Here is a 26,315-nt window from a genome sequence, read left to right as displayed (position 1 = left end):
TGGGGAGTGGGGAGTAGGGGGTAGGGAGTAGAACTTTCTCCCCACTCCCCACTCCCCACAGTCCGCCAATCAAAGCTACGATGAGATCAACAAGTTGTTAGTAGGTGAACTATGTCTTTGACACTTACGCCCGAAAATGTCGAAACCGTTTTGGACGAAATGCGTCCCTATCTGATGTCAGATGGTGGCAACGTGGAACTGGTGGAATTAGATGGGCCGATCGTGAAACTGCGTCTTCAAGGTGCTTGCGGCAGTTGCCCAAGCTCAGCGATGACTTTGAGAATGGGAATTGAACGACGTTTGCGCGAAATGATTCCAGAAATCGCGGAAGTCGAACAGGTTTTGTAAGGAAATCCTGAAAATGAAATGGGGGGCAAGCGGTAGACTATTAAACTGAACAGGTCTATCCCAAGCCTCCATTTTTTATGCCGTATCCGCTTCACGTCGCTTTCATCTGGCATCAGCATCAACCGCTTTATAAAAGCCGTGGCGATGCGAATTATTATGCTGCTTCTGAGGGGCAATATCGCTTGCCTTGGGTGCGGCTGCATGGAACCAAGGATTATCTTGATCTAATTCTGTTGTTAGAACGTTATCCAAAATTGCATCAGACGGTGAATCTTGTGCCGTCGCTGATCATGCAGATTGAGGATTATGTGGCTGGAACGGCACTTGACCCGTATTTGATCGCGACCGTTACGCCTGTAGAGAACCTCGATCGCGCATCCAAGGAATTCGTGATTGAACATTTCTTTGATGCGAATCAGCATACTTTAATCAATCCGCATCCGCGCTATTCAGAACTCTACGGGCAGCGGCAGGAACGGGGACGCGGTTGGTGTCTGGAGAATTGGCAGGAACAGGATTATAGCGATCTGCTGGCTTGGCATAATTTGGCGTGGATTGATCCGTTGTTTTGGGATGATCCAGAGATTGAGGCTTGGTTGAAGCAGGGGAAAGGGTTTACGTTGAGCGATCGCCAAAGAATCATCGCGAAACATAGAGAAATTCTCAGTCGCATCATTCCTCAACATCGCAAGATGCAAGAATCGGGTCAGCTTGAGGTGACGACAACCCCTTACACGCATCCGATTTTGCCGCTGCTCGCAGATACGAATGCGGGACGGGTAGCTGTACCGAATATGACGCTGCCAGAATCGCGCTTTCAGTTTGCAGAAGATATTCCTCGGCATTTGAATAAAGCTTGGCAGATGTATGAGGAGCGATTTGGGTGTGCTCCACGGGGCTTGTGGCCTTCGGAACAGTCGGTGAGTCCTGAAATTTTGCCGTATGTTGCAAAACAGGGATTTCAGTGGCTGTGTTCGGATGAGGCAGTGTTGGGATGGTCGCTGAAGCATTTCTTCCATCGGGATGAGACGGGAAATGTTTATGAGCCGGAGAAGCTTTATCGTCCGTATCGGTTGGAAACGCCTGCGGGAGATTTAGCGATCGTATTTCGGGATCATCGGTTGTCGGACTTGATCGGATTTACTTACAGCGCGATGGAGCCGAAGCAGGCGGTGACGAACCTTGTCGGACATTTAGAAGCCATTGCGCGATCGCTCAAAGATAAAGCGGATCAACCTTGGTTAGTGACCATTGCATTGGATGGTGAGAACTGTTGGGAGTTTTACCCACAAGACGGTAAGCCTTTCTTAGAACTGCTTTACCAGACTTTGAGCAATGATCCAGATATCAAGTTAGTTACCGTTTCAGAATTCATTGAGCAATATCCACCGACAGAAACGATTCCTGCACAACAATTGCATAGTGGTTCTTGGGTCGATGGAAGCTTTACAACCTGGATTGGTGATCCTGCCAAAAATAAAGCTTGGGATTTGCTCACTGCGGCGCGTCAGACTTTAGCAAACCATCCTGAAGCAACGGAAGAAAACAATCCCGAAGCTTGGGAAGCACTGTATGCAGCAGAAGGATCGGATTGGTTCTGGTGGTTTGGGGAAGGACATTCCTCGAATCAAGATGCCATGTTTGATCAGTTGTTTCGAGAGCATTTAGCAGCGTTGTATCGATCGCTGAATGAACCTGTGCCTGAGAATGTTCGCCAGCCTGTTGAGGTTCACGAAGCTCGTGGAGATCATACGCCGCAAGGCTTTATTCATCCGATGATCGATGGTCGCGGCAATGAGCAGGATTGGGATAAAGCGGGACGAATTGAAGTCGGAGGTGCGCGCGGAACGATGCACCAAAGTAGCCCGATTCAGCGCCTTTGGTATGGGGTGGATCACTTGAATCTCTATTTGCGCTTGGACTTTCAGACGGGAGTACAACCGGGGAAAGAGATTCCGCCAGAGTTGAATTTACTGTGGTTCTATGAGAATCGCCCGATGCACAATAGTCCGATTCCGCTCGTCGATTTGCCGAAGGAATCGCCTTTGAACTATGCGTTTCACCATCATTTGGGGATAAATTTGCTGACTCAGACGGTTTGGCTGCAAGAGGCGGGTGAGTATTCGCGCTGGCAGTCGCGGGCAAGTCGGGCACAGGTTGGAATTGATAGTTGTGTTGAGATTGCAATTCCATGGGCGGATCTTCAGGTGGAGCCGGATTATGGATTGCGCTTAGTTGTCGTGTTCTCGGAAGGTGGACGCTATCGACAGTATTTACCAGAGAATGGAATGCTTGCGATTTCAGTTCCGTAAGATGGGGGCGATCGTCGTTTTGGGCGATCGCTCTACCCTCTTGCGAAGATAGTTACATCGCTAGGTGTAGCAATAACAAATGACTTGCCACTGTAAGAAAACCCATACGCTCTGATATCAGCGTCTTCGTATATTTTGGTCATCCTGTTAGGCTTACTATACAGATAAGAATTAGGGGGAAGCAAAATCACCATTTGCTCTGGGAAGCTCAATGTAACGCATTCAAGCTGCCAACCGTCTTCTGTAATAGTTGGAAGTCCACCTCCAAATAAACCAGCCATTCTAATAATGCGATCGCTTAAGATACCAATGCCTTGAGCTTCCAGGTACGTCTCATTCTCATAGTATTCCTCATCATCTCTTGCAATTTTTTGCCCTTTGAGACAGTCAATGACACCTCGACCTTGTGAAGATACAACTAGCAAGTTATCAGATTCGCGATCGTACCCAACTGAGCGCAATCCACCTATAGAGAAAGCGGCAAGACGTTTCCAAGGGTCTGGCACTTGGTCAATTTCTAGAGAGCGCAATCTTTTCTTCAATGGCTCTAAATGGTCATACATACTCATGAATTGACACTAAATACAGAGCTTTCCTAAGTTGAACAACAAGCCCTAAGCAGTTTCTGAGAGCAAAGAGCACGATCGCTAGTTCTGTGGAGCATTATTCGTTTGTTGTTGAAGGTGTTGGACTTCTTCGATCGACAAACATGTCCCACGGGCAATTGCTTCAATTGGAAACCCTTCACATAGAAAATTCATAGCAATTTCTCGCCGATTCTGCTCTTTTCCTTCTGCCAAGATTGAACGATAAACAGAGGATTCCTGCATAATATCTCTCCGCAATACACGATAAATAGTCTCATCTTCTACTACAGATTCATCAGTCCGCTCAATTCATATTAGGCTAGACATCTGAATGAGCGTTCAGATATTCTGAAGGCAGTCTTTGAAGGTTGAGCCAGAGCATTCTAATGCATCATCATCACCATCACGATCATTCAACCGTTCGATACGATCGCGCTTTTCTCATCGGTATCGTTCTCAATTTAGGCTTTGTAATGGCTCAAGCGACGTTTGGTTGGTTGACGAATTCTCTCGCTTTACTCGCGGATGCGGGACATAATTTAGGCGATGTTTTGGGACTCGCGATCGCTTGGGGCGCATATACACTGGCACGTCGTCGTCCTACGAAACGTCATACTTATGGACTGCGGAGAGCTTCGATTCTCTCGCCACTAATTAACTCTAGTTTGCTGCTCAGTGTGACGGTCTTTATTGCGATCGAAGCGATTCAGCGCTTGATTGATCCGAAGCCTGTCGAAAGTCTGACCGTGATAATTGTCGCTGCGATCGGGATTTTGGTGAATGGTGCAACAGCTTTGATGTTTCGGAAAGACCATCAGCATGATGTGAATGTGAAAGGCGCATTTCTGCACATGGTTGCAGATGCTTTAGTTTCGGTGGGTGTGGTCTTGAGTGGGTTGATCATTACTTTGACTGGGTGGCAGTCAATTGATGCGATCGCAAGTATGGGAATTGCAGTCGTGATTGGAATCGGTGCATGGAATTTGCTGCAAGAGTCGCTCAGTTTGGCATTAGATGGTGTGCCTGCAAATGTAGATTTACGAGCGATTCAAAACTATTTACTAGACTTACCCGGAGTTGGCTCGATTCATGATTTACATGTGTGGGCACTGAGTTCAACAGAACCCGCTTTAACAGCACATCTCGTCATGCTTGCAGGCGTACCTGGCTCGGATTTTCTGGCTCGGATTTCTCACGACCTGCACGATCGATTTGGAATCGAACACAGTACGATTCAGATTGAGACAGGTTCAGCTTTTCTGCCGTGTATGCAGAGCGATTGCGGTATGTAGAGCCTAAACACGGCAATTAAGCTTGGTCTTGAATCGCTGAATAACATTGTTCGATCGATTGATTCTCCTGCAAAGCAACGACTAACGCATCGTAGGCGGATTGATGATTTTTCAAGAGATCTTTCGCTCTCAAAATAGATAAACGCTCCCGCTGAGGCAATTCTGACGCAGGAATACGTAATTTCGTTAAAGTCTCACGGAATTTCTGGCGATCGTCTGCGCCCCCTTCTGAATTGCCATACGCTAATTGCTCTGCCGCAATTCCCGCCATCCAAACCGTACAGTAACGCTCAAGCAATTGAGATGAGAGCTTGCCTTGCTGAAGTTCCGCTTCTAATTCCTGAGTGTCAAACTGCACACCGCCCAGTCCGGCTTGCCCTTGGCGAAACGCTTGCCACGCATTTAAGGTATAACCAACGACCGGAATTTGCAGTTGTTGAGCAACGAGAAAATGTCCTGCTTCATGTCGCAGAACGCGATCGCGATGAGCCGGTGAAAACCGAGCAAGCCAATCGAGGCAGAGTGTGCCAAACTTCCCTTGCCACTGAAACGAATCCAGCGTTGCAAGTCCAAGAATGCTAAAGGTTGCGATCGCAGGAATCGCAGGCGAAAAATTCAGCAACGGGCTGAGCAAAGTGCTCATCGTCATCGTGAAAATGCCGATCGCAACGAGATTCAATGCAGTTTGATTCATGGATTTGGGGTAGGCGGATTTTCTTGCTTGAATTCTTTCGCTCTGTAGAAGGTTTCTAAGCTTTGCTTATCCCCTACAAATCGCCAATGCCAAGGCTCATAAGTCACACCCTGTTTGTTTCCCTGGGGAAAAGAGAGTTCAAAATTAAATCTTGTTGCATTGGCAGCCAGCCATCGGTAGGCAGGAGTCTTATCGAAATCTGGACTAAGATTTACCGCTGGAACCGTGCCATCGCCAATATCGATCGCGTATCCAGTGTGATGTTCACTATATCCAGGCGGCGCACTGACTAAAGCACGCTGTTCTGGGGTCTGTGCCCGTTCTGCTTTGACATCAAAATAAACTTGCTGCTGTTCTTGAAGCGATCGAAATCCGGAAAGCGGATTGAGAATTACGCCTTCGGCATTCGCTGCTGCCACCATCTCTTTGAAGGCTCTAGCGGCAGGAGTTCGCATTTTTATTCCACCATCAGCAGAAACGGCTTCGAGGTCGTTTAGCGGTGCTTCGGGATAGGCAAAATGATTGAGAAGTCTCCCATCATCCGGAGATTTTGCGTCACTCGGCTGTGGGCTTTCAGCCACAGGCGTGGGACTTGCAATACTGCGACTCAGCCACCATTGATAGGCAAGCCACCCGCCTCCGGACAGTAGCGCGATCGTCACCAGTCCGCCTAGCCATAGCCAAAACTTCGAGCCAGACTGAACCGGAGGCGCAATCGGAGATTCGCGCTCAGCAATCGGAATGTCATCAAAAGACGGTGCTTGATCTTGCGGAGGTTTTCCCGGCTGACTGGCATTACTCAAGAGGGGCGCTCCTCAACTCCACGGCTCACAGTATTACAGAATAGCAATAATCCGGGATTGCGATCGCAGCGTCATTCCACTTTCTCCAGTTCCAGCAGATCAGAGGGCTTCATATCCTCGTATTTTTCAAACGGCTGGTGAATCCAGGGATTATCCGCCAAATAATCGACGTAATAGTCAGGCTTGATCACCGAGCAATCTTTATACCAGAGAACCCCGGTGCGCATTTCTTCGATATAGAAGCCGTAATGCTGTTTGAGCCAAGGAATCGTTTTTTGCAGCGTCACACCCGAATCAACGAGATCATCCACAATTAAAACGTGGCTACCCAGATTCAGAGTCGTCATACTGAGATCTTTGGAAAAGACTAACGCACTGCGCGATCGCGATCCACTCCGATAGGAAGAAGTAGACAACACTGCCAAAGGCACATCAAACATGCGAGAGAGGAGATCTCCAATCCGTAATCCGCCTCTAGCTAAACAGACAATCTGATTAAATTCCCATTCAGATTTGTAGACCTGAAGGGCAAGTTTCTCGATCAAGCGATGATAGTCTGACCAACTGACATAGAGATCCGACATAGAGTTGAGGATGAATTATAGAGTTGAGGATGAATTAAGTTTTTCTGCGACTTGTGCGATCGCAGCCGAAGCCGAAGAAAATAATACAACTTGTTAACCCGGCTTGTGCGATCTGTTATGAACAATTCTGCTAATGAATCGGTCTCTGAAAAGCTTAACTTAAAGACGAAGGTGGCGTATGGAGCAGGGGATTTAGGACCTGCAATTACGGCAAATATTTTAATTTTTTATCTGTCGCCTTTTTTAACCGATGTCGCAGGACTCAATCCAAGTTTGGCAGGGCAAACGCAGTTAATCGGAAAAGTTTGGGATGCGGTGAACGATCCGATGGTCGGGGTGATGAGCGATAAAACGCGATCGCGACTGGGTCGTCGCTATCCTTGGATTTTGGCGGGTGCGGTTCCGTTTGGGTTTTTCTTCTTCTTGCAGTGGATTGTGCCGAAATTTAGCGATAACGCAGGTTCGCAGCAGTGGGGATTGTTTTGGTATTACACGTTTATTTCGATCGTGCTTGGCTGGCTGTATACAGTGGTGAATTTGCCGTATACGGCGATGACTCCTGAAATGACGCAAGACTATGACGAGCGCACCAGCTTGAATAGTTTTCGATTTGCATTCTCAATTGGGGGCAGTATTCTGTCGCTGATTTTAGTCGGCTTGATTAGCTCTAGATTTCCAAATTTGAGTGACCGCTATGTTGCGATCGGGATTGTGTGCGGTGTTTTGTCGGTGTTGCCTTTGTTTTGGTGCGTTTGGGGGACATTCGATCGCATGAAAGCAGTCGGATTGCAGCATCCAGAAGCGGAGATGCCTGTGTCGATTCCGATCGTGCAACAGCTTAAAATCGCGTTTAGTAATGGGCCTTTTCTGTTTGTGGTGGGAATTTATCTCTGTTCGTGGCTGAGTTTTCAACTGACAGCAGCAATTATTCCTTACTTTGTTGCAAGTGTGATGCGGTTGAATGATGCTTGGGCAGTACCGAGTGTCGTTTTAGCTGTGCAATTGACGGCGATGCTCATGCTTCCCGTTTGGAATCAATTGAGTCATCGGATTGGGAAGCGGGGGGTTTACTTTGCAGGCATGGTGCTTTGGATTATTGCTCAAGGTGGCTTGTTCTTTTTGCAACCGGGACAAATGACTTTGATGTATACCTTGGCGGTGATGTCGGGGTTTGGGGTGTCGGTGGCGTATTTGATTCCGTGGTCGATGTTGCCGGATGTGATCGAACTCGATGAGTTGCGGACGGGACAGCGGCGCGAAGGCATTTTTTATAGCTTTGTGACGTTTTTGCAGAAGGTTTGTTTGGGAGTTGCAGTAGCAGTGGTATTGCAGCAATTGGGGAATGCGGGATATGTTCCGCCGACTGATGCAGTTCCTTTGCCTGTGCAGCCGGAGAGTGTGTTGTTGGCGATTCGATCGTCGATCGGACCTGTGCCGACAGTCGCTTTGCTGATTGGCATGGTGTTGACGTATTTCTATCCGATTACGAAGGATGTGCATACTCAGATTCGCTTGCAGTTGCATGAGCGGAAGCGCGATCAGGGTCAGTAAGTAGGGAGGGAGGTGAAATAAATTGGAAGATAGTCGCTCTCGTTTGCGTCCCGCCCTGAACTGGAAGTTCGGGCTAACCGTGCGAAGTGGGTTGAAACCCACTGAAGAAAGAGTTGTCTTTGGCTGTTAGTCCCAGCGTGGACTTCGCACTGGTAGCCCCGGAATGAATTCGGGGCGAGTCAGCAACGAAGCGAGAGAACTTGCCGAACTGATATTTAATTACGCCCATCTACTTAGTGAAATGTGCGATCGAGCGATTGGGTATAGCTAGCTGATTTGAAGGTCAGATGGCTTGGGGTTGCTTTCTAAATCCCCCAAAATGGGGGATTTTAAGCCGTTTCAGATTGTTATTAAGCTGACTGAGCAAATTTGGCTTTGCGTTGGGGGCGTTTGCGATCGGATTTTTTTTGTAAGCCGATTGCTTCGACTTCGTTGCCATCATCTCCATATTGAGCAATGACGGATTGTTTTAGGGTGAGAATGGCATTGTGGAATTTCCATTCGAGTTCTTGAGCCGTATTTTGTGCGGCTTGATATTGGGCTTTGGCTTGCAGTTCGGCTTCTTGAGCGAAGCGCATTTTGGATTCGAGGTCGGATAGGAGATCGGTTCTTGCTTCGGAACGGAAAGGGGTATAGTTGGGCAGCCCTTTCGCTCCCTGTAAAGCTTTGATATCGTCTTGAATGATGCTGTTTCGCAAGCGTTTGCTGGTATCGACAGTTGCCATTGTTTGTCTCCTTTGGCTGAATATTACTGTCAATGTTCCCGATGTCGATGCAACAGATACAGCGATCGTGATTCAAAGATGGGGCATTAGATAATCGTGCAGTGAATTGCGATTCCGGGGATGGGAATGGCGTTACAGGGTTTGGAATTGCGATTCCGAGGGTGGGAATGGCGTTACAAGTGGGGGAATGGGGGAATGGGGAAGAGCGATCGTAAAACCAAAACCTAGTCGCGAATAGAATTTCTTGATTTTTCTCGCTAGAGTATGAGACATTAAACGACTCTTTGCTCTGACAGACGATGCAGCCGATCGAGATTTTCATTTCCTACGCCCGTGAAGATGAATTGCTGATGAAAGGGTTGGAGAAGCATCTCAGCAATCTGAAAAACCAAGGCATCATTCGAGCTTGGCATAATCAACAGATTCCGGCGGGGGCTGAACGGGCTGCACAGATTGATCATTATCTCGAATCGGCTCAAATTATCCTGCTGCTGATTAGCCCGGATTTTCTGGCTTCTAGGGAGTGCTATGAAGTTGAACTCAGACAGGCAATGGAGCGGCATAAGGCAAAAGAAGCGATCGTCATTCCTGTGTTACTGCGTCCGGGCGATTGGCAAGGTGCGTCATTTAGTAAATTACAAGCTTTGCCGCAGAATGGTAAACCGATTACTACATGGGAAAATCGGGATGAGGCGTTTCAGAATGTGGTGACGGGGATTCGGTATGCGATCGAATTTCCACATTCTGATATTGATGCAATCGTTCAAGAAGTTCGCCAAAAGATTAGCTCTGACATTCAAAAACGCTGTGGCTCGATGCGCGTGTTGGATATGGAGCAACCGATTACGATCGATTCGATTTACACAACCGTCAACATTCTGGAAAAGCTCACAGGGAATCGACGGCGCAGTATTGAGGAATTGCTCGAAGGTTGTAATTTTGAAGATTTCGATCGCTTTAGTCTAGGAAGAGTGCAGCAAAAACGCATCCCCGGATTAGAAGCAGTTCAAAAGCATGACAAACTCTTGATTTTAGGCAAGCCAGGAGCAGGTAAAACGACTTTTCTCAAGTGGCTAGCACTGCAATGTCAGGCAGGACAACTGTACAAAAATTACATTCCGATCTTTGTCACCCTGAAAGAATTTGCAGAAGCATCAGGACGACCAAGCTTGATCGAATTTATTGCAAAACAATTTGCTGAATGTGGAATCGAGAATCCTGAAATCGTCAAAAAGATTTTGCTGGCGGGTCGATCGCTGATTCTGCTTGATGGATTAGACGAAGTGCGGGCAGAAGATCAGAACCATGTCTTAAAAACAATTCAGCAGACTTCTCTACAGTTCGATGGCAATCAATTTGTGATGACCTGTCGGATTGCAGCCAAGGAATACACGTTTGAGAAATTCATAGAGGTCGAAGTTGCTGATTTTGATACAGAGCAAATCGCTGACTTTGCCTTCAAGTGGTTTCAGCACAAAGATCCAACTAAAGCAACAGAGTTTCCAAAAGCATTAGAAGCACATCCAGGTTTACAAGAACTTGCCACGAATCCCCTCTTGCTTACTCTGCTGTGCTTGGTTTACGGCGAACAAGCTGGATTTCCAGCGAACCGAGCAGAACTCTACAAAGAAGGCTTAGATGTCTTGCTGAAAAAGTGGGATGGCAAGCGAAACATCACGCGAGATGTCGTATACAAACAACTTTCGCTCAATCGCAAAGAAGACTTACTGAGCCAAATTGCTTTTAATGCGTTCATGCGAAGCGAGTACTTTTTCAAGCAGAAATTTGTTGAGGAGGAGATTCAAGACTACATTCGCAACTTACCTGATGCAAATCTTGACCCGGAAACCTTGCAACTCGATCGCGAAGCGGTGTTGAAATCGATCGAGGCACAACATGGCTTACTCGTTGAGCGGGCACGCGGAATCTATTCATTTTCTCATCTGACTTTTCAGGAATACTTCACCGCTCGACAAATTGAAAAGTCTGATGGAGATTTCAAAGAGATTGTCTGCCATGTTACCGAAAAGCGTTGGCGAGAAGTCTTTTTACTGATGGTTGGAATGCTGAGAAATGCAGATAAGCTATTACTAGCAATGAAACAAGAAATCGATAGTCTTCTGGCGAAAGATGAGAAACTCCAACAATTTCTCACTTGGGTTGAGCAAAAGTCTTGCTCTACAGAAGTTCCCTATAAACCTGTTGCGATTCGGGCTTTTTACCTCGCCCTCGGCCTCGACTTCAACCTCGCCCTCAACCGCGAGGTCGCTCTCGCCCTCGCCCGCGACCTCAACCTCAACCTCGCTCGCGACCGTGACTTCGATCGCGACTTCGACCGCGACCTCGCCCTTGACCGCGACTTCACCCGTGCCTGTGCCCTCGCCCGTATTCTCGCCCGTGCTCTCGCCCGTGCCCTCGACCTCGCCCTCAACCTTGACCGCGACCGTGACCCCGAGTTAAAACGAAAGCTTCAACAGCTTAAAGCACAACTTCCCTCAACTGAAAACAAGGAACACTTTAGACAATGGTGGAAAACAAATGGACAGGATTGGAGTGAGCGACTTAGAACTGTGATCATCCAGCATCGCAACATCGGGCACAATTGGCAGTTTACATTTAGTCAGAGAAAACTTCTCAATCAGTACTATGATGCCAACAGTCTCCTTGTCGCCTGCCTCAACAGCGATTGCTACGTCAGCCGCGAAGTCCGCGAGGAAATCGAAGCGACCTTACTGTTGCCCTACAATTGCTCCGACATCAGCACATGACTCAAGCCCAAGACGCAACCTCAAAACTTTGGAAACGCGATCGACTCTCTCAGACATGCAATTCGATGGATAATGCAATCAATGGGATTGTGAAATGCGATTGGAAATAGCGATCGTGAATGCGGAATTCTTGCTGCGTTTTATTTGGCTTTAGCCCCCTAAGTCCCCCAAAATGGGGGACTTTGAGCAATTGGAATCGTATGAATTCAGCGATCGTGCTTCATCAATAACACCGCCCGCTTTTCAGAGGGTGTTTTAAAAGTATCAACCGTTTCCTCGCTCCGTTCTATCTCGCCCCGGAATGAATTCGGGGCTAACCGGGCGAAGTCCTTTTCAAAGGACTTAAGACCTGATTTTGATTGGCTGTTAGTCCCTTCAGCGGACTTTGTTCAACTAGCCCCGACTTTCAGTCCGGGGGCGGGTGAATGTGTCTCAACGATTACTTTTAAAACATCCTCTCAGACTGGCAAGCCGTCATCATCGATCGCAACCACAACACCGAGCAAACCAAACTGCACCCGAGTGCGATCTCTACTCAATGGCGAACAAGTCCACCGCATTTTTCTCGACGAAATCGGAGACATCGAATCGCTTCCGCTTCCAGTCGCCGCACTCGTTTTGGCTATTACAAAAGAAACCGAAGCCCCCCAAGCCGCAAAAACTTTACTGTCCCGTATCGAACAAACGCCATTAACACCCAAACAAAGAGACGACATAATAGATATCGTCACCTCCATCCTGGTGTATAAATTTGCAAACCTAAGTCGAGCAGAGGTCAGAGCCATGATCGGACTGAATTTATCTGAAGAACCCCGCGCAATTCGAGAAGCTAAAGAAGAAGGGCGAGAAGAAGAAGCCGTTATCCTGCTGACTCGATTCTTAAGCCGCCATTTTCAGCAAGAAATTCCTGAAAGTGTACGATCGCAACTCGCCACCTTATCTCTTCCAATTCTCGAAGACCTCAGCGAAGCACTATTCGACTTCACCAACCTGGAAGATTTAGACGATTGGATCGCAGAACATACCAATTAACGCAATTCTCAATGCCTACATAAACTCCAATACCGCAACGTAAACTTCAACTTCCTCAGAACTCACAAGCATTGGATCGAAAGCACGATCGATAAAATTAACGCACCTATCCAAAGACCTCTTTGCTTTAGCATCGTAATCTTTGCAGTATCAGGAACAAACGAACGAGTTGAAACCACGATCAGGAATCAAGGTTTCGTCGCTAGAGTAGGGAAAGCCTCTTCATTTGGTGAATATCATGGCTCAGTGGGATCTTGGTCGATTTGTGCAAACATTAGAGTATTTTGAAGCGATACCCGTCGTTAGCTGGCTACAAAACATGTTTCAACCACGCCCCAAACCTTTGACCTCAAATGAAACTGTTCTCTTCGACTTCAACGATTCAGCAACAGATTTGAAAAATACTTGGGGGGCACTTGATGATGTCGTGATGGGCGGTGTTAGTAATAGTGGCATCCGTCTTGAGGGGGGTGTTGCTGTTTTTACGGGCAATGTCTCGATCGAGAATTCTGGCGGATTTGCTTCGATTCGGACACGCAATTTTGATCCACCTCTTGACTTATCTAATCAATCCGGAATTGAGTTGCGGATCAAAGGCGATGGCAACCGATACAAATTTCTGATTCGAGACAGCGACGGTTGGGATAGTACAGGCTATTCCTATTCGTTTGATACTGTAAGCAGCGAATGGATGACAATACAAATTCCTTTTGCTCAGACGATTCCAGTTTTTCGAGCCAAGACGGTTCCTAATGCGAAACTTTCGTCTAAACATATTCGATCGTTGCAACTCATGCTGAGTAAATTTGAATATGACGGAACGTTGAATCCGAGATTTAATCCTGGAACATTTCGTTTAGAAATTTTGTCGATCGCTGCCTACTAGGAGAAAGTTGATGCGTTTATTACACACGATGCTACGAGTCGGAAACCTGGACGAGTCGCTGAAATTCTACTGCGACACGCTCGGAATGAAACTCTTACGCAAAAAAGATTATCCCGGTGGCGAATTTACTTTAGCGTTTGTCGGCTATGGCGAAGAAGCAGATCACACCGTCATCGAACTCACCTACAACTGGGGAAAAGAGCAGTATGACTTAGGTGATGCTTACGGTCATATTGCGATCGGGGTCGATGATATTTATGCAACCTGTGAGGCGATCGCCGCGCGTGGTGGAAAAGTAACGCGGCAACCTGGTCCAATGAAACATGGCTCCACTGTGATTGCTTTTGTTGAAGATCCGAATGGGTACAAGATCGAATTGATTCAGCTTGGAACACAAGGATCAACTTCAGAGAAAAAGGAGGCAACTGCGAACGCTTAAAGCGCGCTCGGGTTCAGAGGGCTGCTATAACTAAGTTTGGCAGCCCGTCTGAGGAGTGAGTCTGTGAAAGAGTTGAATTGGATCTGTATCGGTATAATCCTTGCAACCGCCGTTTTGCCAGCGCGATCGCAGCCCGTTTCCGATGAGCCGAGCGAGCCAATGGAGCAAGTCACGACTGTTTCGGAATTAACCGATATTCGTCCTAGCGATTGGGCATATCAAGCGGTTAAATCCTTGGTCGAGCGTTATGGAATTCTCTCCGGCTATCCAGATCGCACCTTTCGCGGCAATCGTCCTCTGACTCGGAATGAGTTTGCAGCCGCGATCGCAAATGTCATCGGTCGAATTGAAGAACAATTAATTGCAGGCAATTCAGCCAATACGATCGCAGAAGATATGCAAACAATTCGCCGCGTGGTTGCCGCTTATGGAGAAGCCTTATCGCAGCTACGATCGCGCGTTGATGATCTGGACAATCGGACAGCTACAGTCGAACGTCAGCAATTTTCGACAACGACAAAGCTGAGCGGGCAAGTTTATTACGGTGTGACGAATGGTACAAACGATCAGGCAACATTGCTGTCTCGCGTGCGGTTAAACTTACTCACCAGCTTTCAAGGGAACGATGTGTTAGTGACGCAACTCCAAGCCGGAAATGATGGGCGAGATGCAATTTCCAAAGCACACGACGCGCGGCAAAACTTACTAGGAACGAATGGAATTTTGGCAGATGGTGGCGGACTCGATGCTGTGGGAGTTCCGCGTGAATTGAGGGTTCGCAAACTTTACTATTCGTTTCGCCCTGCTGAGAATTTGCAAGTTTCAGTCGGATCAAATTTACCACCTAGCGATTTTATCGATCGCAATCAATTTGCCAATCAATCCGGGCAAAACTTTGGGTCGAGCTTTTTTGCGAACAATCCTTTGATTGTGCAGAATGAAATCGATCGCTTTGGGGGAGCTGGTGCGGCAATTTCTTGGAATGCGAATCGAGCATTGGTGATTCGAGGACTGTACGCTGCTGCCGATTCTGCAACCACAGGATTGTTTCAAGACCGCTATCAAGCCAGTCTCGAAGCTGAATATACGATTCCAAATCAACCGATCACCGTTCGCGCCCAGTACACTCATGCTGATATTAATGGCACGCAGATCAATGCGGCTGGTTTAAGCGCAGAATGGGCGATTCAAAGGCGATTCGGAGTGTTTGGAATATTTGGGCGATTGGGAATTGGAAGCTATGAAGGCTTTAACTCCATTCTCCAACAAGATTTAGACCTCAATCCAAAAACTTGGGCGTTAGGGGTTTCGTTTCAGAACTTTTTAATTCCCGGATCGAAAGCTGGACTTGCTGTTGGACAGCCATTTATTAGCGATCGCTTAGGCAATAAGACTCAGACGAATTTTGAAGCATTCTTTGGTCTGTTGCTCAACGATCGCTTGAATATCAGTCCTTCTGTTACGGTCGTATCGAATCCGAATAATCGGGCGAGTCCGACGATTTTAGAGTGGTCGTTGCGGGTGTTGTATGAGTTTTAGGTTGGTCGTGAATTGCATTACGAAAAAGCCCCCGATAATCGAGGGCTTACCAAATCTTTAACGTCTTCTGCCGCTACCGAACGACGATCTCGATCGCGTTCCGCTGCCAAATCCACCTGGGCGATTGACTCGGCTTGGAGTGGAGCGATTTGATCGACGAAGGGTGCTGGTTCCGTATCCCGATCCAGTTGGGCGATCTCGATTAATCGCCGGGCGGCGCACTCGCGGATTATTTAATCCTGGAGAACCGATTCGACCGGTTGACCGGAAGACTTGTCGATTTCGTTCAACCACAGGCGCAGAGCGATAGCGTTCTTGGTAGCGATTCACCGCTTGACCGTAAGAAGAACCATAACCACCAAATCCTGTCAAAGGCACACCAGGTTGATAGAAGGGCGGCACATAGTACTGAGGACGGAACAGTAAACTCCCGATCGCTTGACCTGCTAAAGCCCCTGCAAACGGCGACCAGAAACTCGGCTCTTGGCGCACAACCACCGTTTCAGTCCGACCCGTTTGGGGATCAGTGACATTCTCGGTAACGTTATGGACGTACTCAATTTTGAACTCTTCAGGAATATGTAGCGACACTTCCCCATTTTCAGACTTGAGGTAAGCTTTTTGACCTGCTTTTACCTCGTCTGGAGTCAATTGAGCTAGCTTCAAATTTTCAGTTCTAAACGCCGAATTGACTCCAGCAGGCGTATCTCTGAGAAGAACCGTATACTCGCCTGTGCCATCATCAAACGTGGCTTGCTGAACCCCAAACTGACCATTGGGCAATTTTTGATCCGCACGAGTGGTTGCAGCGGGGCGATCTTGCGGACGTTGAGGATCGCCTAAAGAAGAACTGCTACAGCCAACTGCAGTCCAACATAAAGCTACCGACATAGAGAGGGCAAGAAATTTTCGCATCATCGATCGAGCGAGGTTAATGGAGATAAACATGGGTGTTTCAGTACCGTTCTAGAGTCTCAGAGGTGGGGGAGTGGGGAGTGGGGGAGTGGGGAGAAATTACCTTTTGCCCCGTGCCCCTATTCCCCCGTTCTTTACCTTCCGATTCTAAAGGGGAATCAGTTCTGGAAAAAATTCTATAAGCTGATCGGTGCTAAGTTCGTCACCCAAACGAGAGGGAGAGAAATGAACTTGAACGGCTCGGAGACGTTCTTGGTAGTGCAAATTGATGATCGCTTTCAGTCCAGCTTGCAGTGCCCGCAAATCCGCTAAATCCGTTTCGAGTTCAGGAGCTTCTCCTTCTGCTGCGATCGTAATCATCACGACCAAATTCTGAGTGACGGGTAACGTCAATTCGTCAGGTGAGGTTTCCGCACTTTCAAGCTCAGGGGCACTGAGATAGCGTTGAGCCGAATCGGTAAATAATTCGTTCACGTAGTCGCCTGCTTCGCCTTCATCCCGAATTGCATCGCCTTCATTGGCTGCCGATCGCCAGTAGGTTTGGTACTGCAATAAACTTTGACAAATTTCAACTAACCCTTCGCCGAGGGTATGTAAATCGCCCTCTGACGCGATCGCATCTCGACCTGCTTGGTTCAACACGCCTAACAATGGCGCGACTTCATCCCCCGCCAAATGGATAAAAATACGGCAGACGACAAAGCGACTTCTGCCTGTGAATTGATTGAAGCGATCGCGCCATGAACTCATAATCAATGCGTCCCCAGTCTAAAATCTTTCAGAATGATAAACCGCCCTAGAAACAGAAATTTCTATCCCAGGTTGAAATCTTTGCACCTGGGAGATTAGCTAATCGAAATCGGTACATTGCGAAATACACGGACATTGGGAATATCGAGATCAATGCGATCGAGCGTATCAGGAACTCGGAGCGTCACCGAAGTGTTCAGGCTCGATCCAGGACGCAAGTTGCTTAGACTGATGAATTGATTATTAGAGGCGGGTGTCTGAATAACTGGATACTGCTCATTTGTGCGGGAATTGAGCGCGATCGCATTGGCAAGATTGATAGTCGGAGCCGCAGTGACTGGGCGATCGAGCCGACGCACTTGCAGTTGAATCGTGGCTGAATTCGACGAGCCGCGCGTTGCAGATAACAGTTCAACCTGAGCGGAACGGTCTTCAGTCGGTTGGATAAATTGACCCTGTGTAACCTGCTGCGGTTGGGACAGAAAGGGCAACAATGGACGGCTTACAGACGGATTCGACGATTGCGGTTGAACAGAAGATTGCCGTCTGACTTGAATCACCGCGTAGGCACTGAGGAAAAATGCAATTAGCGATATGAGTAACGCTAACCCTGAGAGAATATCGCTCAAAGGGGTGCCGGAATTTTCATGCCGCATCGGCGGGATTGGGCGATCGCCAAGTGGACGATCGAGATCTGACTCCTGCATTTTCCGGGGTCGAAGATCACGTTCTTGCACCATAATGATCACTCTTTGAAGATTGTGCTTCAATTCTATTGGTGAAAGATAAACTTCCGCACTGTACTAAGGGGAGATTTCACCGATATCTACCGTGAATTGTTGTTGCAAAATCGTCATGACCGTGTTCTCTCAGCGATTGATTATTAGTCTACTAGGATGGTTTTTTCTGGGTCTGACAGGGTTCACGACAAGTTTGCGTGCTGAATCGGGGGCAGTTTGCTCGCAACAATTAACTCCGCAAATTGATGCGATCGTCAATCGTCCAGAGTTTGCCCGATCCAGATTTGGAGTGATGATTCAGACGCTGGACAGTCGCCAGACGCTCTATCGCCGAGATGCCGATCGCTTTTTTATTCCGGCTTCTAATATGAAGCTGTTCACGACGGCGATCGCGCTGAAAGAGTTCAGTCCTAATTTTCGGATTCGCACTTCGGTGTATGGTACGCCGACTGCAAATGGATGGCGGTTACGATTAGTCGGGCGAGGCGATCCGAGTTTGAGCGATCAACAGTTGAAAGAAATGGTGCAGCAGTTGAAGCGGCGCGGGATTCAGCGAATTGCAGAATTGACGATCGAGGATAGTTATTTTGGACAGGATAGTTTGATTTCCAGTTGGGCAGTCGGAGATATCCAAGCGCCTTACGCGGTGCCTGTCAATAGTTTGATTTTGAATCAGAACAGTTTAGGCTTTCAGGTGATACCGCAAGCCGTTGGACAACCGTTGCAATTAAAATGGGACGATCCAACGCAGGCGCAGTACTGGCAAATCGATAATCGCTCTCGAACGGTCGAGACAAAGACCAAAGAATTTTTGCAAATTCAGCGAGATTTGAGCCAGTCGATTTTGAAAGTCGAGGGGCAGTTGCAAGTTGGAGCGAAGCCCGATCTCTGGGCGATCGCGGTTCCGGACCCGAACCAGTATTTTCTGCGGCAGTTGGTGCGATTTCTTCAGGAAGAGAAGATCTCAGTCGCGCGATCGCAGATTAGTGATCAAGCAATGCGACCGTTTGGAATTGAGGTTGCAGGAATTGATTCGCCGCCTTTGAGTGAATTGGTGAAAGAAACGAATACGAATAGTAATAACCTCTTTGCAGAAGCACTGCTGAGGACGATTGGAGCAAAGAACCCACAGGCAGAGGGTCGCACGGTTTTAGAGAAAGGGCTAGCAACTGTCGCTGTGCGATTAAGCCGTTTGGGTATTGAATCGAACGAGATTGAACTCGAAGACGCAGCCGGATTGTCGAGAAAAAATTGGAGTACACCTGCGGCTTTTGTGAAGTTACTCCAAGTCATGCTCCAGCAACCAGAAGCAAAATATTTTCGAGAATCTTTAGCGATCGGTGGAGAAACCGGGACATTAGCAGGTCGATTTCAAGATCATCCAGCAAGAGGCATCACCCAAGCCAAAACTGGAACTTTAACCGGAGCAACAGCGCTATCTGGGTATATTACTCCGCCCCGTTATTCCCCGATCGCATTTAGCATCATCATCAATAACGCACAAGATTTTACAGCCCAACGAACTGCAATCAGTGAAATTGTAGCAATATTAGCACGAGTGAAATCTTGCTAAGTTGAATGATCTTGATGCAAAAGCGATCGCATTCATTTCCCCACTCCCCACAATCAACCTACTGAACTACTAGCACGGATGAATTGAAATGGTACTAAAACAGAAATGTTCCCCGTAAAGTTCCAATCACAACATCAGGATTTTCATTAGATTGATTCGGTGCAGTCAACCAAATTAGACCTCCGGTGATAGAAAGATTATCCGTCAACTGGTGCTTGTAAAAGCCTTCGACACGGAATGGGAAGGCTTGCTGGAAAGGAACACGTGCTCCATCCAGATAAAATCCTGTGAGATAAGGCTCAACTCCTAGTACGATTCCCCCCAGATTTCCTTTTTTCCCTAGGTCTGGAAATGCGAATGCTAGTGCATAAGACCAGGTGTAATAGTAATCCGATGATCCTCTAGGAATCGTAAAATCGCGACCATTTGTTGTCGTCACCCATCCATTGATCACAAGTCTGGGACTCACCCGAAAGGTTGCCGCGACTCCAAAGGAATTATTGTAAGTGTCTTCAGGCACAAAAGTATTGGCAGTCGTCAGTTTTGTCCCTGCAACCTCAGCGAAATTCGTGTTAGAAATTGCTGTGAGGTAGGTGTAATTGTAGGTCAATCCCAATGAGAAGCGATCGCTAGGCGTTATCGTCAATTGTGCCAGTGCTGAAAAGCTTCCATCTAAGAAACCTCCATACTGACCTGGGAAATTACCTGTTCCGTTTGCTAAGTAGCCGAGAGAGAATTCTAAGACTCGATTGAGTTGAGTCGTAATGCCAACGCCCGAACCAAAACTACTGCCCATTCGGTAGATTGGGCTACGTTGCCCAAAAGTAGAGAGAGAGCCATTGCCCCCATCAAAGTCTTCAAAGTAAGGATTTAAAGTAGGTACATAATCTGCATGTTCCCCTCCATTCGCAATCACAGCCACTTTCGTTGTCTTTCCAACGGGAAAGCGATAGAGAAGAGAACTGAGATAAATGGCTCCAGGGGTCGCTGTTGGGTTTGGAGAGATAGAGGGAACACAGCAGCTTTGAGTGTTGGGGAAAGGACGGATGACATTAAACGTTTGGATGCCTTCCCGATTTGGAAAGCCAGGTTGAGCTGCGATCGTAAAGCCAGGAATATCAAAGTTACCGGATTGAAACCGGAGTCTGAGTAGATCTGTGCCTGAAAAACTGGTGTCAAAGTTTAAGCGCACCCGATTCGCAAGAACAGCATTTTGAGTTGGAGTGGTATCTGATGTCGCTTGAGTGACGCGCGTTTGATTATCGTCGCCAGTCAACACATCCGTCAGCGCGAAGATGACTTCACCCGTGAGTTTGGTCGTTGTCGAAAATTGTTGCTTTTCGAGTGCTAGAGTCCGTTCTTCTAGTTGACCTACCTTTTCACGAAGCATTGCAAGCTCTGCTGCAAAATCTTGCTGAAGTCGTTGGAGTACAGTTAGATCCTCTGCCCGTACTAAGTCAGCCGCTGCTGTTTCAAGTATCTGATTCAATCGATTGATGCAGGCGTTCAATCCCGCAGCAAATTCGTAACGAGTCAGTGCTCGATTGCCTTGAAAATTGCGATCGGGATAACCCTCTATGCACTTGTAGCGTTCCGCCAGAGATTGTACCGCTTGAAATGCCCAATCAGTAGGCTGAACCTGGGAAAGTTCTGATACGGCAGTGATCGAATTCAGGGATGAAGACATGTCTTCATTTACACTATCTTCCGACGGCTGCTCAATTGGTGCGGCTAGAACTGAAGGAGAAAAAGCGATGTAAATACTTAGGATAGCGAATAGAGGAAGCCACATTTAAGACCAAGCTCCGTGAATCAATACTGAGAAAACCCCACAATTAAAACACAGAAACAAGAAAATGAACGTTGTGCAAAATTGCATCAACTTTCGTGCGGCTTGAACAATTGTCATTGCTGCTCAGTTTGGGTTCGGTTTCTCCCTGGAACGCTTTGGAATCTCAACGATCTGATCAATTTTGTGCTCATCCGGTGCTTTATCGATCGCTAACGAGGCTTCACCAGTGTTCCAGTTTTGATTTGTTCATTCGGATGTAGAATCACTGTTTCTCCAGCTTGTAAACCTTTTTGAACTTCTGCTTCAAAGGTGCTGCGCTGACCAATCTCAATCGATCGTTCTTGGGCTTTGCTATCTTGAACACTAAAAACACACCAAGCTTGGTCACAGCGAAACAAAGCACTCAATGGCACTTTCAAAACGTTTGGATTCTGCCAAACGACAATTTGCACATCTGAACGATAGCCATCACCGAGCGATGCAGGTGCATTGATAAAATCACCAATAACATTGACGCGCTGTTCTTCCACACCCAAGGCAGAAATTTTAGTAAATGCTGAAGGCTCAACCTGACGAACTTTCGCTTTGAGCATTGGCATTCCCGCTCCCGCTTGGACTAAGATCACATTTCCAGGTTTGATCCTCAAAGCATCGGTTGATAAGACATCAATCACAATCTCTAATTTTGAGATATCTCCAATTTCGAGCAATGGGGTTCCAGCCGTGACGGATTGGGCGCTTTGCTGCAAGAGTCGTAAGACTTGACCACCGCTTGGAGAACGAACGGATGTGCGATTCGCTTCATCTTGCAGTTTTGCAAGATCTGCTTCGATGCTAGCAATTCTCGCATCATATACTTTCAGCAAATAGTCTGGATCTCGCTGTTCGGCTTGTAAAACGGTGAGTGCTGCTCGTGCAACATCGACCTCAGCCGATGCTGCTTTTGCGGCGAGTGTCGCACTCTCTAGCTCTTTGGCTCTTGTAATTTCATTGAGTTCCGCATTTTCGCGATCGCGTCGAGAAATCACCCCGGACGCTGCCATTTCTTGGGCACGTTGGCGATCGCGCTGAGCTTGATTGAAGGCTGCTTGTGCTTGAGCCACACTGGCTTCAGCTTGGCGTTGAGTCGCGATCTCGGCTTGAATCCGTGTTTGTGCTTGGGCGAGTGTTGCAGATTTCGGTCTTTGCGTTGCAACTCCTTCTCGCTGAGCACGCGCTTCTGCGAGTCGTCCCAACGCTTCCTGAATGGGTGCAGTTAAGGTTAAAGGCTCAATCTGAGCAACAATTTCACCAGGTTGAACAGCATCGCCAGCTTTAAGCTGAATCCGGGTTAAGCGACCACTAACAGGTGCAGAAATGACAAAGCGATCGCGAATCCGAGTTTTCCCTTCAGCAGCGACGCTCACTTGTAATTCGCCTCGTGTGACTGCCTGAGTTTCGACCACGATCGGAGTGGGACGAAATGCCCAAACGATTGCCGTGAAAGTTGCGATCGCGGCTCCCCCGTAAATGAGCCACCGGGATTTTTTCTTTGGAGAATGCGGAGATAAGTCTTCTCTCAGGTCTGACGCAGGCTGAGTTGTCCGAGGGAGCAGCTTCATGGCAATCTACCAACACTGACGTTTCCAGAGTAAAGAAGAAGTTTGAGGAAGTTGTGAGGACTACTCGCGCGTTTTCAGCACTGCAACTAAATCCAGATGATCTAGCTTCCGCCGCACGATTAATCCTGAAATGAATGCCGCACTGGTTACAACAATCACGGCAAAGGCATAGCTCGCACTCGTTACAATTGGCGGAAGTCGATAAAGTTCGGTGTTGTAGGCGATCGACAGCAGGACAACTAATCCATAGCCAACTAAAAAGCCAACGGGAATTGCTGCGATCGTTAATGCTGCCTGTTCTCCGAGTAGAACGACCGCAATTTGAACGCGTGAGAAGCCAATAATGCGCAGAGTTGCAAGTTCTCGACTGCGTTCGGATAAGGCAATTCGAGCCGCATTGTAAACGACACCAAACGCAATAATGCAAGCAAAGACGATTTCAACGGCATTCATGATCTGTCGCGTATCCGCGATCGTTTTCTGAAATCGCTCAATCGTGGTTTTGCGAAGGTTTACTGACGCGATCGCGGGCGTTTGCTTGAGTAATGCGTACAATCGATCCAGTTGAGCCGCATCGACTGCGAGATACGCGCCAGAACTCGTCTCGCCTTCCTGCATCAATCGATTCAATGCCCGTCGTTCCATATAGGCAGATAAGCCGACTAAATCATCAACCAGCCCTGCAACTTTGACATACCGAGTCGGGCGATCGCCTTCTAGCACTTCGACAGTTAGCGTTTCTCCGGTTCGGATATGCAGCTTTTCTCCGAGTTTAGCTGTTAGTAAAATTCCGTCTATCGGTAATGGAATGAGATTGAGTTGTTGATCCACAAGTTGGTGCAATTGCCCGTTTTCGACTAATCCTTGAATGCCAAGCTGGTGCGTATATTGCTGATTGCGAAATCGAACAGCTACTATGCGAAACGGTTCAGAGTAAAGCACACCTGGTAAATGATCGACTTCATACCGCACGGATGCAGAACGTGGCTCATTGAAAATAATCGTGACATCTTCACGCTGCATTAAGCGGAATTGCACATCGATCAGATAGCTAATCGCATCTTGAGAATAGCGCCCAACAATTAGCATGGCGATCGCTAAAGCAATTCCCACGATCGACAACAGTGCTTGAATCGGCTTCCGCTCTAAATTCCGTAGAATAATCCGTCCTACAGGCGAGAGAAAGCTCTGTAATCCCAATCTTTCCATCAATGTTCGCCGGAAATGAGCCGGAGGTTCTGGACGCATAGCTTCGGCTGGCGGCAGCGAAACGGCATGTCGAACTGCAACAAATGCCCCAATGATCGCCGCACTCGTACTAATCGCGATCGCACCTAACACTAATCTCAGACTAACTTGATAGTTCAGAGCCGGAAAATGATAGTACTGCGTGTACATTTTCAGCATTCCTGAACCCATCCAGAGTCCAACCCCTGTGCCGATCGCGCCACCTAAAAACACAATGACTAAGACTAATTTTAGAAAATGCCATCCCACACTCCAGTTGCTATATCCAAAAGCTTTGAGAATCGCAATTTGATCGCGCTGTGTTCCAATCAACCGAGATAGCAGAATGTGGAGTAAAAAAGCAGCGATCGCCAAGAAAATACTTGGAACAATCATCGCGTGAGATCTGAGTTGAGTGATCTCGTCAGTCACAAACTTAGTCGAGATCTGATCTGCTTGCTCATACGCTCCAAATCCTCCATAAGGCTTGAGCAATTGATCGAGCTGAAAAATCACAGCTTCTGGATTCGTTCGAGGACTCAGAGAGAGGGCTAGATCATTAAATGCGCCATCAAGGTTAAACGCAGTGCCTAAAGCTTTTCTGCCCATCCAAAATACGCCGAACCGTTGATTGTCAGGCAGCACATCCCCCGCTCGAATTTCGTACACATATTCGGGTGAAAGTGCAATTCCGACAATGCTAAGCTGTTGCCATCGACCATTGATAATAGCTCCAACACGATCGCCTATTTTCAGGTGATTTGCGTTAGCAAATGCCTCACTGACTAAGACTTCTTCGGCTCGTCCAGGTTCTAGATACCGTCCTTGGCGAATAAATAAATCATTGAGCATGGGTATCGGTTGCTCTGGTACAGACACGAGTCGCCCAATTGCTGGTTCTTTCTGTCCGGGCACATCCAGCGTGACATCCACTACGACTCTAGATTGAACCTGGGCAACTCCTGGAATTGCTTGAATTTGCTCGATGAGAGGCTCTGGCGCACGTTTGAGTTGAGCAAAAACTTGGGCAAGCCGATACTGCTGATAGTAAGCAGATTGCGATGCCGCGAGCGATTGATAAGCACTAATCATGGCAATAAAAATTGCGATTCCACAAGCCACGACTAATGCGATCGCAATCACCTGCCCGCGCAGTTTCCACAAATCTCGCACCAGTTTGTAATTGAGTGCTTTCATCACCACTCCAATGCCGAGGGGGCTAACTTGTGTTCGTTGTACTGAATGTTTGTAATCTCGCCGCTGCGCATTGTAATCACGCGATCCGCCATGCCTGCAATTCCGGCATTGTGAGTAATCACAGCCGTAGTTGTGCCTAGCTCTTGATTGACTTGCGCTAATGCTTCTAAAACAATCTTTCCAGTTTGGAAATCCAATGCACCCGTCGGCTCATCGCATAGTAAAACTTCAGGACGTTTAGCGATCGCTCTAGCAATGGCAACGCGTTGTTGCTCTCCGCCGGATAGCTGAGCCGGGAAATGATCGAGTCGATCGCTGAGTCCGACTAATGCTAATGCCTGTTCCGGCTTCATCGGATGTCGAGCAATCTCAGTCACGAGTGCTACATTTTCGCGTGCGGTCAGGCTCGGAATCAGATTGTAAAACTGAAAGATAAACCCGACCGAATTTCGGCGAAATCGAGTTAAAACGGCATCATTCGCATTGGTCAAATCCTGATTGCGAAAATAAAAATGCCCACTTGAGGGAATATCCAATCCGCCTAAAATATTCAGCAACGTAGATTTACCACTGCCAGAAGGCCCAAGCAGGACTACAAATTCACTTTCGTAGAGATCAAGATTCAGCGATCGTAAAGCATGTACTTCAACTTCTCCCATGCGATACACCTTGCTAATCCCTTCGACATGAAAAATCACAGGAGCAGATTGCCGAGTGGTTGGTTGAGCGAGGGAGATGTTCATAGGAGGTGAGGGGTGAGCGATGCAGAACCGATATTCTTCTTAGTTGTAGGCAAAGAAGTTGAGGAACTTGTGAGGGTTATCTAGACTGCGTTTCTATCCCGCACCGGATTCAAAACCCGGTGCTAATCGTGCGAACTCCCTGAAGGGACTCCCGAACTCAGCCATTGGCTTGGAAATGCAGTCTCTTCAGAGACTTTGTCCGACGAGCACGGGGTTT

23 protein-coding genes are annotated in these 26,315 nt (G+C 47.6%); 10 read left to right on the top strand and 13 right to left on the bottom strand.

The annotated features are described in order from the left end of the window. The first annotated feature begins 117 nt into the window (after positions 1-117). Together ACMUEV_RS15230 and ACMUEV_RS15225 are read left to right on the top strand one after the other, a co-directional pair. A complete protein-coding gene (locus tag ACMUEV_RS15230) occupies positions 118-348 on the top strand; it encodes a NifU family protein (protein WP_197693365.1) in 231 nt (76 codons plus the stop codon). A 77-nt stretch (positions 349-425) separates the two neighbouring features. Beyond that, complete coding sequence (locus ACMUEV_RS15225; RefSeq protein WP_190652462.1) at positions 426-2,660, top strand: glycoside hydrolase; 2,235 nt, start codon at positions 426-428, stop codon at positions 2,658-2,660. A 32-nt stretch (positions 2,661-2,692) separates the two neighbouring features. On the opposite strand, the gene ACMUEV_RS15220 is transcribed toward ACMUEV_RS15225, so the two are convergent. Both ACMUEV_RS15220 and ACMUEV_RS15215 read right to left on the bottom strand, forming a co-directional pair. Continuing rightward, on the bottom strand, positions 2,693-3,229 hold the full coding sequence (locus ACMUEV_RS15220) for a hypothetical protein (RefSeq protein ID WP_242044646.1): 537 nt from the start codon (positions 3,227-3,229) through the stop codon (positions 2,693-2,695). 78 nt (positions 3,230-3,307) lie between these two features. Further along, positions 3,308-3,490 carry a hypothetical protein gene (locus ACMUEV_RS15215; RefSeq protein WP_190652463.1) on the bottom strand — a complete coding sequence of 61 codons (183 nt, stop codon included), beginning with the start codon at positions 3,488-3,490 and terminating at the stop codon, positions 3,308-3,310. A 143-nt stretch (positions 3,491-3,633) separates the two neighbouring features. Between ACMUEV_RS15215 and ACMUEV_RS15210 the strand changes: the two genes are divergently transcribed. Further along, a complete protein-coding gene (locus ACMUEV_RS15210) occupies positions 3,634-4,539 on the top strand; it encodes a cation diffusion facilitator family transporter (RefSeq protein ID WP_190652464.1) in 906 nt (301 codons plus the stop codon). A 16-nt stretch (positions 4,540-4,555) separates the two neighbouring features. Here ACMUEV_RS15210 and ACMUEV_RS15205 read toward each other — a convergent pair whose 3' ends face one another. The 3 genes from ACMUEV_RS15205 to ACMUEV_RS15195 all read right to left on the bottom strand — a co-directional run bounded on the left by ACMUEV_RS15205 (position 4,556) and on the right by ACMUEV_RS15195 (position 6,620). Next, the gene (locus ACMUEV_RS15205; RefSeq protein ID WP_190652465.1) at positions 4,556-5,233 is read right to left on the bottom strand and encodes an ATP-dependent Zn protease; all 678 of its coding nucleotides are present in this window, start codon (positions 5,231-5,233) and stop codon (positions 4,556-4,558) included. Further along, on the bottom strand, positions 5,230-6,036 hold the full coding sequence (locus ACMUEV_RS15200; RefSeq protein WP_190652466.1) for a D-alanyl-D-alanine carboxypeptidase family protein: 807 nt from the start codon (positions 6,034-6,036) through the stop codon (positions 5,230-5,232). The genes ACMUEV_RS15205 and ACMUEV_RS15200 overlap by 4 nt, the downstream gene beginning before the upstream one ends. A gap of 71 nt (positions 6,037-6,107) precedes the next feature. Further along, the gene (locus ACMUEV_RS15195; protein ID WP_017288278.1) at positions 6,108-6,620 is read right to left on the bottom strand and encodes a phosphoribosyltransferase; all 513 of its coding nucleotides are present in this window, start codon (positions 6,618-6,620) and stop codon (positions 6,108-6,110) included. Positions 6,621-6,737: 117 nt separating this feature from the next. On the opposite strand from ACMUEV_RS15195, the gene ACMUEV_RS15190 reads away from it, so the two are divergent. After that, positions 6,738-8,171, top strand: a complete 1,434-nt coding sequence (locus ACMUEV_RS15190) for an MFS transporter (protein WP_190652467.1) — start codon at positions 6,738-6,740, stop codon at positions 8,169-8,171. Positions 8,172-8,521: 350 nt separating this feature from the next. Here ACMUEV_RS15190 and ACMUEV_RS15185 read toward each other — a convergent pair whose 3' ends face one another. After that, on the bottom strand, positions 8,522-8,896 hold the full coding sequence (locus ACMUEV_RS15185; protein WP_190652468.1) for a hypothetical protein: 375 nt from the start codon (positions 8,894-8,896) through the stop codon (positions 8,522-8,524). 299 nt (positions 8,897-9,195) lie between these two features. Here ACMUEV_RS15185 and ACMUEV_RS15180 point away from each other — a divergent pair, with 299 nt between their 5' ends. The 5 genes from ACMUEV_RS15180 to ACMUEV_RS15160 all read left to right on the top strand — a co-directional run bounded on the left by ACMUEV_RS15180 (position 9,196) and on the right by ACMUEV_RS15160 (position 15,560). Further along, positions 9,196-11,664, top strand: a complete 2,469-nt coding sequence (locus tag ACMUEV_RS15180; RefSeq protein WP_190652469.1) for an NACHT C-terminal helical domain 2-containing protein — start codon at positions 9,196-9,198, stop codon at positions 11,662-11,664. Between the two features lie 522 nt (positions 11,665-12,186). Then, positions 12,187-12,696, top strand: a complete 510-nt coding sequence (locus ACMUEV_RS15175) for a DUF2887 domain-containing protein (RefSeq protein ID WP_199329636.1) — start codon at positions 12,187-12,189, stop codon at positions 12,694-12,696. 238 nt (positions 12,697-12,934) lie between these two features. Next, positions 12,935-13,582 carry a CIA30 family protein gene (locus tag ACMUEV_RS15170; protein ID WP_190652470.1) on the top strand — a complete coding sequence of 216 codons (648 nt, stop codon included), beginning with the start codon at positions 12,935-12,937 and terminating at the stop codon, positions 13,580-13,582. A 10-nt stretch (positions 13,583-13,592) separates the two neighbouring features. Beyond that, the gene (gene gloA / locus ACMUEV_RS15165; RefSeq protein WP_017288295.1) at positions 13,593-14,021 is read left to right on the top strand and encodes a lactoylglutathione lyase; all 429 of its coding nucleotides are present in this window, start codon (positions 13,593-13,595) and stop codon (positions 14,019-14,021) included. Positions 14,022-14,084: 63 nt separating this feature from the next. Continuing rightward, the gene (locus ACMUEV_RS15160) at positions 14,085-15,560 is read left to right on the top strand and encodes an iron uptake porin (protein ID WP_190652471.1); all 1,476 of its coding nucleotides are present in this window, start codon (positions 14,085-14,087) and stop codon (positions 15,558-15,560) included. 57 nt (positions 15,561-15,617) lie between these two features. On the opposite strand, the gene ACMUEV_RS15155 is transcribed toward ACMUEV_RS15160, so the two are convergent. The 3 genes from ACMUEV_RS15155 to ACMUEV_RS15145 form a co-directional block, all read right to left on the bottom strand. Beyond that, complete coding sequence (locus tag ACMUEV_RS15155; protein ID WP_017288297.1) at positions 15,618-16,508, bottom strand: hypothetical protein; 891 nt, start codon at positions 16,506-16,508, stop codon at positions 15,618-15,620. Positions 16,509-16,622: 114 nt separating this feature from the next. Next, positions 16,623-17,225 carry a DUF1517 domain-containing protein gene (locus ACMUEV_RS15150; RefSeq protein WP_017288298.1) on the bottom strand — a complete coding sequence of 201 codons (603 nt, stop codon included), beginning with the start codon at positions 17,223-17,225 and terminating at the stop codon, positions 16,623-16,625. Between the two features lie 95 nt (positions 17,226-17,320). Continuing rightward, a complete protein-coding gene (locus ACMUEV_RS15145) occupies positions 17,321-17,965 on the bottom strand; it encodes a hypothetical protein (protein WP_017288299.1) in 645 nt (214 codons plus the stop codon). Positions 17,966-18,080: 115 nt separating this feature from the next. Between ACMUEV_RS15145 and dacB the strand changes: the two genes are divergently transcribed. Continuing rightward, positions 18,081-19,538: a D-alanyl-D-alanine carboxypeptidase/D-alanyl-D-alanine-endopeptidase gene (gene dacB / locus ACMUEV_RS15140; protein WP_190652472.1), complete on the top strand. Its 1,458-nt coding sequence runs from the start codon at positions 18,081-18,083 to the stop codon at positions 19,536-19,538. A gap of 94 nt (positions 19,539-19,632) precedes the next feature. Here dacB and ACMUEV_RS15135 read toward each other — a convergent pair whose 3' ends face one another. From ACMUEV_RS15135 to ACMUEV_RS15120, 4 genes are all read right to left on the bottom strand, one after another. Continuing rightward, positions 19,633-21,225 (bottom strand): iron uptake porin, encoded by a 1,593-nt coding sequence (locus ACMUEV_RS15135; protein ID WP_190652473.1) that lies wholly within the window; start codon positions 21,223-21,225, stop codon positions 19,633-19,635. Between the two features lie 314 nt (positions 21,226-21,539). Continuing rightward, positions 21,540-22,931 carry an efflux RND transporter periplasmic adaptor subunit gene (locus ACMUEV_RS15130; RefSeq protein ID WP_190652474.1) on the bottom strand — a complete coding sequence of 464 codons (1,392 nt, stop codon included), beginning with the start codon at positions 22,929-22,931 and terminating at the stop codon, positions 21,540-21,542. Between the two features lie 60 nt (positions 22,932-22,991). Beyond that, on the bottom strand, positions 22,992-25,355 hold the full coding sequence (locus tag ACMUEV_RS15125) for an ABC transporter permease (protein WP_190652475.1): 2,364 nt from the start codon (positions 25,353-25,355) through the stop codon (positions 22,992-22,994). Continuing rightward, on the bottom strand, positions 25,355-26,098 hold the full coding sequence (locus ACMUEV_RS15120) for an ABC transporter ATP-binding protein (protein ID WP_190652476.1): 744 nt from the start codon (positions 26,096-26,098) through the stop codon (positions 25,355-25,357). The genes ACMUEV_RS15125 and ACMUEV_RS15120 overlap by 1 nt, the downstream gene beginning before the upstream one ends. Positions 26,099-26,315: the final 217 nt, after the last annotated feature.

It is taken from the genome of Leptolyngbya sp. FACHB-1624 (assembly GCF_047649235.1).
Classification (GTDB): domain Bacteria; phylum Cyanobacteriota; class Cyanobacteriia; order Leptolyngbyales; family Leptolyngbyaceae; genus Leptolyngbya; species Leptolyngbya boryana.
Note: the sequence above shows the minus strand (reverse complement) of the source record. Positions and strands in the feature narration are given on the sequence as shown.

Bases quoted from the DNA above. Each gene is read 5' to 3' on its own strand.
- ACMUEV_RS15225 (WP_190652462.1), top strand. From the start codon at position 426: ATGCCGTATCCGCTTCACGTCGCTTTCATCTGGCATCAGCATCAACCG.
- ACMUEV_RS15220 (WP_242044646.1), bottom strand. From the start codon at position 3,229: ATGAGTATGTATGACCATTTAGAGCCATTGAAGAAAAGATTGCGCTCT.
- ACMUEV_RS15215 (WP_190652463.1), bottom strand. From the start codon at position 3,490: ATGCAGGAATCCTCTGTTTATCGTTCAATCTTGGCAGAAGGAAAAGAG.
- ACMUEV_RS15210 (WP_190652464.1), top strand. From the start codon at position 3,634: ATGCATCATCATCACCATCACGATCATTCAACCGTTCGATACGATCGC.
- ACMUEV_RS15205 (WP_190652465.1), bottom strand. From the start codon at position 5,233: ATGAATCAAACTGCATTGAATCTCGTTGCGATCGGCATTTTCACGATG.
- ACMUEV_RS15195 (WP_017288278.1), bottom strand. From the start codon at position 6,620: ATGTCGGATCTCTATGTCAGTTGGTCAGACTATCATCGCTTGATCGAG.
- ACMUEV_RS15190 (WP_190652467.1), top strand. From the start codon at position 6,738: ATGAACAATTCTGCTAATGAATCGGTCTCTGAAAAGCTTAACTTAAAG.
- ACMUEV_RS15185 (WP_190652468.1), bottom strand. From the start codon at position 8,896: ATGGCAACTGTCGATACCAGCAAACGCTTGCGAAACAGCATCATTCAA.
- ACMUEV_RS15180 (WP_190652469.1), top strand. From the start codon at position 9,196: ATGCAGCCGATCGAGATTTTCATTTCCTACGCCCGTGAAGATGAATTG.
- ACMUEV_RS15170 (WP_190652470.1), top strand. From the start codon at position 12,935: ATGGCTCAGTGGGATCTTGGTCGATTTGTGCAAACATTAGAGTATTTT.
- gloA (WP_017288295.1), top strand. From the start codon at position 13,593: ATGCGTTTATTACACACGATGCTACGAGTCGGAAACCTGGACGAGTCG.
- ACMUEV_RS15155 (WP_017288297.1), bottom strand. From the start codon at position 16,508: ATGTTTATCTCCATTAACCTCGCTCGATCGATGATGCGAAAATTTCTT.
- ACMUEV_RS15150 (WP_017288298.1), bottom strand. From the start codon at position 17,225: ATGAGTTCATGGCGCGATCGCTTCAATCAATTCACAGGCAGAAGTCGC.
- ACMUEV_RS15145 (WP_017288299.1), bottom strand. From the start codon at position 17,965: ATGGTGCAAGAACGTGATCTTCGACCCCGGAAAATGCAGGAGTCAGAT.
- dacB (WP_190652472.1), top strand. From the start codon at position 18,081: ATGACCGTGTTCTCTCAGCGATTGATTATTAGTCTACTAGGATGGTTT.
- ACMUEV_RS15135 (WP_190652473.1), bottom strand. From the start codon at position 21,225: ATGTCTTCATCCCTGAATTCGATCACTGCCGTATCAGAACTTTCCCAG.
- ACMUEV_RS15130 (WP_190652474.1), bottom strand. From the start codon at position 22,931: ATGAAGCTGCTCCCTCGGACAACTCAGCCTGCGTCAGACCTGAGAGAA.
- ACMUEV_RS15125 (WP_190652475.1), bottom strand. From the start codon at position 25,355: ATGAAAGCACTCAATTACAAACTGGTGCGAGATTTGTGGAAACTGCGC.
- ACMUEV_RS15120 (WP_190652476.1), bottom strand. From the start codon at position 26,098: ATGAACATCTCCCTCGCTCAACCAACCACTCGGCAATCTGCTCCTGTG.